We start from the raw sequence: 6,247 nt of genomic DNA, 5'->3' as shown, positions 1-6,247 counted from the left end.
TTATTTGCGATATTCATTATCGCCTCAATAGCACTTATTAAATATATCAGCTTTCTTTTTCTTGGTCAAGTCTATTTATGTGAATATCTCTTAATATTACAAATAAATCGTAATTTCAGTCCCCTTATCATTCGAATCTTTCACACTAATCTCTCCACCCATTGATGTCACTAGTTCCTGCACAATAGCGAGGCCAAGCCCATTACCTTCTATTTGTTTATTTCTAGACGGATCTACTCTATAGAAACGTTCAAATATTCTTTTTTTGTCTTGATTTGAAATACCAATACCAGTATCTGATACTGCTATAAAAAATCTTGTCTTTATTTTGCCTACTTCAACTACCATACGCCCATTATCAACATTATATTTAACAGCGTTTTGCAATAAATTACCTAAGATAGTGGCTATCTTATTTTTATCAAACTTTACATAAAGATCTTTTGTTATTCTCTTGTCTACTATTAAATTTTTACTTTTAATAGTACTACTTAATAAATCTAACTCATAATTTATCATAGCATCTAAATTGAAACTCGAAATATTTTCTTTGGGTTTTTGCCCTTTTGCTAATTTTAATATCTCTTGAATTAATACTTCTAATTTTTCACTTTCGTCATAAATAATATTTAAAAATTTGTTAGTTGTACTTGAATCAACAGATTCTTCTAAAAGAGTTTCAGCAAATCCTTTAATTGCTGTTACTGGTGTTTTCAATTCATGACTCACATTTCCGACAAATTCATTTTGCATTTTCTCTAATAATTTCAGCTCAGTTATATCATATAAAATTACGATTACTTGAAATTCTACATTGTTATTTGCTATATAGACGACCGTTGCATCAACCACTCTGTTTGTATTGGCAATTTCAACTTCATCTCTTTGCTTATCTTGTGTTTTAATGGCTTTTTCAATTAGTCCACTCAATTTGTATGTTTTAATATCATCAATATATGAATGTTGCTTACTTTCTATCTGTTGGCCTAATAATTTAGAAATCATATCATTTACGACTAGTACTTGTCTTTTATGATCAATTTGCATAACCCCAACTGTCAAATGTTCAATTAATTTTAGATAGTTATTATTTTGTACCTGATAGTGAATATTTCTTTTCTTTTGATAACTTTCAACACGATTAATGGCTTTCGATAATTCAAAATTGGGACTATCTGTATCTAGTAATACATGATAAGAATCTCCTTTATTGACTAAACTATTCAATATATTAGCCATTAATTCGGACTCAGCACCTGCTTTAGATGCTATTTTATAAAGTATAGCTATTTCAATCAAACTCAACACACTTACTCCAATAATACTATTCTTACTAAAAAGTTTCCCGGATACATCCCATAGAAGTGTCATACTAAATGTTAAATTTAGCAACAAGATTAACGTCGTAATTATCCATTTTAGTTTTTGTTTCATTTATTCTCCTCAAACTTATAGCCAAATCCTCGAACTGTCTTTAAATATAGGGGGTTTTTAGCATCTACTTCTAATTTTTCGCGTAAATGGCTCACATGCATATCTATCATCCTTGTTTGCCCTTCATAATCGTATCCCCAAACACCGCTCAATAACTTTTCTCTACTTAGCACACGTCCTGTTCGTTTAATAAAATATACTAAAAGTTCGAACTCTTTTGGTGTTAATGCAACTTTTTCATCATTTTTATAAACTGAATAGTTAGAAAAATCAATTTTAAAATCTTTAAATTCTCTCACTTCATTATCAATTTGTTCATCCTTAGATGAGTCATGTTCAGTACGTCTCAAAATAGCCTTAATTCTTGCTATTACTTCTCTTGGACTAAACGGTTTAGTCATATAATCGTCTGCACCAATTTCTAAACCAATTATTTTATTCAATTCATCATCTTTAGCCGTTAAAATGATTATTGGCGTTTTTACTTTTTCTTGTCTTAATTTTTTTGTAACTTCGATACCATCGTAACCAGGCAGCATCAAATCGAGAATAATGAAATCAAAATTTTGTTCTGTTGCTTTTTTAAATGCACTAGGCCCATCTATTGCTACATGCACTTCATAGTTCGCATTTTCTAGATTATACGTTAACAGCGTAACAATTGCTGGTTCATCATCTACAACTAAAATTTTTTTCATTATTTATCCCCCTGATAACTAAATTTATTTAATTATGACTAACCCTATTTCATATGGTGAGTCTGAAAATATCGCACTTTCTGTTATTTTTGTATCTCCACTAAATGTCCTAATTTTTAATCGACAATACGTTGAGCTACTCTGTAATGCTTCATACAATTCGGTTTCGTTTCTAACTTCAATGCCATTACATTGAACGACCACATCACCAACCTCTACGTCCATCTTTGAAGCTGGCGTACCTGGGCGTACCCCTACAATTAATATTCCTTCATTGGATTCTGCAAACCATTTTTCTTGTTTATTATCATGGCGTTTGATCATATATTGGCTGATACAATACGCAACTAATAGAACAATTAATCCATATATCCCCATTATTGGTATAAATATAGCCATTATCGCTAAACCTGTCCCTATAAAAGCTAAATATAAGTATTGTTTTTTTATAAATTTGATAGCTACTCTTGGTATTTCTTTATAGATACGTAATGATAGCCCAACAATTAATGGTAAAATAATGATGTTAAATTCTGTACCTGCTATATGAATAATTGGCCACCAAGAGAGTACACTATGGAATTGATCACCCGGTGTTAGAATTACAAGTGGCACCAGATACAGATCCTTCATACTAAACGACGATATATTTCGCCCTCGTTTACCTGACTGTGTGTTCGGCGATAAGGGACTATTTCTGAATAAATACAGCGCACAAGCAGTTATAAATAAAATGACTGTCCCTATCAGTAGAATCCCTGTCGTAAATTCAACGTGAAATTCTTCATATTTAAATATTTCAAAATTACTTAATTGAGATTTAGTCATCCCATATACTAGTCCCGATATAATAAATAGCGGAAAGATAGCATCAAATACTGGGTATAGTAGTAGTCCTAAAATCATAAAAATAGCATAAATAACTACCCAGTTAATAGGCAACATAACACCTAGTCCAAATAGTAACATTGATCCAATAATACTAAAAATAAAGCCTACTTTTATTGCATGACGTCCCTCATAAAAATCACTATCGACAGCTGTTCTAAATGCTTGTCTCTCTTTTTTAATTCTTCGTGTATACATACCATAAATCAGTATAATTGCTAACCAAAGCGTTGGTTGCATGAAAAAGTTTCCAATAATTTTAAGCGTTACCATAAATGCACCTATTTTCTTTAATATATAGTACTCAAATTATATCATGCTTTGTCATGATTCAAAAAAGATAATCATAATAACAAAAAAGACTGAATTTTGCATTTAGCAAAATCAGTCTTTTAAAATTTAATTAAATTTTAAGGAAACGACGCATTGAAACGAACGATCCTAAAGCACCAATAATTATCCCGATTGACACTAATAATAAATCAATTTCTGCCAAGAAAGTTCCTGGTGTTAATAATTGATAACTAGTTGATGCCAACGAAACTTGTAAACCGTTATAAATCCAAATATAGCCAAAATCAACTAAAATAATTGGAATGATAGCACCTAAAAGCCCAGTCCATGCACCTTCAAGTAAAAACGGCCATCTGATAAATCCATTCGTCGCACCTACTAGACGCATAATTCCAATCTCATTTCTTCGAGATAAAATTGTGATTCTAATCGTGTTAGAAATTAAGAATACTGCAACAAAGAGGAGTAAAGCACTAATAATCATACCCCATTTTTGGATATTACCAACTACTTTAAATAGTTTTTTAGCAGATGTGCCCCCAAAACTAGCATCATTTACATAATCTAAACTTTTAGCACGTTTTGCAATTTGCTCAGTTTGTTTTGGTTTTTTAGTTTGAACATCAAATGTATCATATAGTGGATTATCATCCCCACCAAATAACTTAAATTCATTACCATAACTACCAACAACTTGTTGTAATTGCTCCTTTTTACTTGAAAAAGTAACTTTTTTAACTTCTGAATAACTTTCAAGTTTCTTTTTCAAATCAGCCTGTTGATTCTTTGTTGTCTTTCGTTCAACAAACACTCTGACTTGAACATCGTTCTCAACATCAGATGCTAATTTATTTACGTTCATTAAGATTGAAAGTAACACCCCAACCAAAATTAACGTTACAGTAACAGCACTAATAGCAGCAACAGACATCCATCCATTACGACGTAAACTCTTAATACTTTCACCAAAATGACGCCTAAACGTTCTCATTTTCATAACCGTATTTTCCTCCTTCTTCATCTCGGGCAATACGGCCATCTTCAATAGCCAACAAACGATGTGGATATTTGTTCACAATAATACTATTATGAGTTGCCATGATAACTGTTGTCCCTTGTTCATTAACTTTTTCTAAAATTGACATAATATCATCTGACGTTTCAGGGTCTAAATTCCCCGTTGGTTCATCAGCAATTAAGACTTCTGGTTTATTTGCAACTGCACGTGCAATCGCAATTCTTTGTTGTTCACCACCAGATAATTCTTCCGGAAATTTATCCGCCTTGTCAGACAAATCAACAAGATCTAGCACGTAATCAACACGTTCTTTAATTTCTGCAGGTTCTTTTTCAATAACTTCTAACGCGTATGCAATATTTTCAAAAATTGTTAAACGAGGTAATAATTTGAAATCTTGGAATACAATTCCTAAATCTCTTCGTAAAAATGGTACTTCTTTTGGTTTCATCGTTTCTAAATGAAAATCATTTACTGTGATTTCACCAGATGTTGCTTGTTCTTCATGGTACATCATTTTTATAAATGTCGACTTTCCGGCACCACTAGGTCCAACCACATATACGAATTCACCTTGGTCAATTCGAAGATTAATATCATTGCTTGCAATAATATCATCAGAATATTGTTTAAATACATTTTTAAATTCTATCAAACAGTGAATCCTCCTGTGTCTATTTTCATAACATTTTCATTATAGCATGATTATTTACCTTTATATTGCAGTAGTCTTACAATTAAGTTTCATTTTTTAACTTGGATTTTCATTTTTTAATTTCCACTGTAAATAAGCATTAATAAATCCATCTATATCACCGTCCATTACCGCTTGAACATTACCAGTCTCAAAATCGGAACGATGATCCTTAACCATTGAGTATGGGTGGAACACATATGATCGAATCTGCGACCCCCATCCAATATCCATTTGTTCACCTTGAATGGCAGCACGTTCTTTTTCTTTTGCTTCCATTTCAAGTTGATATAACTTAGATTTCATCATACTTTCAGCCGTTGCCCTATTTTGAAATTGTGACCGCTGCGCTTGGCTCGAAGTTACTATCCCTGTTGGAATATGAATTAATCTAACTGCTGAAGATGTTTTATTAATATGTTGTCCACCAGCTCCGGATGATCTAAATACTTCCATTCTGATATCATCTTGATTTAATTCTATTTCGACTGAATCATCCAACTCTGGCATCACATCAACAGATGCAAAAGACGTGTGGCGTCGACCAGCAGCATCAAAAGGTGAAATACGAACTAATCGATGCACCCCTTTTTCACTCTTAAGATAACCATACGCGTTTACTCCCTTAATAAGAAGCGTCACACTTTTCAATCCCGCTTCATCGCCAGATTGATAATCTACTGTTTCGACGATTAGCCCACTTTTTTCAGCCCATCTCGTATACATTCTAAGTAACATTAATCCCCAATCCTGAGATTCGGTACCTCCTGCACCTGGATGGATTTCTAAAATAGCATTTCTGCTATCATAAGGTTCATTCAATAATAATCGTAATTGATACTTGTCGAGTGCTTTTTTTGTCTCGTTAAACAAGTCATCAAATTCTATTAGCATATCATTATCATTTTCTTCTTGTAATAATTCAAGCATGACTTGTAATTCTGATACCTTACTCTCTAAATCATGAAACGCATCATATTTACCTTTTAATTGATTGTTTTCGTCAATAACTTTTTGTGCTTCTTCTTGGTGATTCCAAAAATCTGGGTTAGCCATTCGTTCTTCATTTTCAGAAATACGTTCATTCAGCGTCTCTAAGTCAAAGAGACCCCCTGAAGTTAGTTATTTTTTGTTCCATTTCATTAATTTGTTTCCTATAATCGCTTAATTCCATCAATTTTCTCCTTAATTTACTAAAAAGAGTCACCTTCAAACTCTATC

Annotated in this window: 6 protein-coding genes; all 6 read right to left on the bottom strand. The window is 32.3% G+C overall.

What is annotated here, in order from left to right:
- Positions 1-96: 96 nt before the first annotated feature.
- Positions 97-1,239 (bottom strand): sensor histidine kinase, encoded by a 1,143-nt coding sequence (locus AC1RPJ_RS07350; RefSeq protein ID WP_481762412.1) that lies wholly within the window; start codon positions 1,237-1,239, stop codon positions 97-99.
- A 191-nt stretch (positions 1,240-1,430) separates the two neighbouring features.
- Positions 1,431-2,132 (bottom strand): response regulator transcription factor, encoded by a 702-nt coding sequence (locus tag AC1RPJ_RS07345; protein ID WP_481761964.1) that lies wholly within the window; start codon positions 2,130-2,132, stop codon positions 1,431-1,433.
- Between the two features lie 24 nt (positions 2,133-2,156).
- Entirely contained in the window at positions 2,157-3,293 is a 1,137-nt protein-coding gene (locus AC1RPJ_RS07340; RefSeq protein WP_481761963.1) for a PDZ domain-containing protein, read from the bottom strand.
- Between the two features lie 130 nt (positions 3,294-3,423).
- On the bottom strand, positions 3,424-4,311 hold the full coding sequence (ftsX, locus tag AC1RPJ_RS07335) for a permease-like cell division protein FtsX (protein ID WP_481761962.1): 888 nt from the start codon (positions 4,309-4,311) through the stop codon (positions 3,424-3,426).
- The gene (gene ftsE, locus AC1RPJ_RS07330) at positions 4,292-4,987 is read right to left on the bottom strand and encodes a cell division ATP-binding protein FtsE (protein WP_481761961.1); all 696 of its coding nucleotides are present in this window, start codon (positions 4,985-4,987) and stop codon (positions 4,292-4,294) included. The genes ftsX and ftsE overlap by 20 nt, the downstream gene beginning before the upstream one ends.
- A gap of 96 nt (positions 4,988-5,083) precedes the next feature.
- A protein-coding gene (gene prfB / locus AC1RPJ_RS07325) for a peptide chain release factor 2 (protein ID WP_481761960.1) occupies positions 5,084-6,200 on the bottom strand; the annotation gives its coding sequence in 2 pieces (ribosomal slippage) (positions 5,084-6,127 and positions 6,129-6,200; 1,116 coding nt in all).
- Positions 6,201-6,247 lie beyond the last annotated feature (47 nt).

The organism is Dellaglioa sp. CoH-57-MRSF-17 (genome assembly GCF_056782015.1).
Note: the sequence above shows the minus strand (reverse complement) of the source record. Positions and strands in the feature narration are given on the sequence as shown.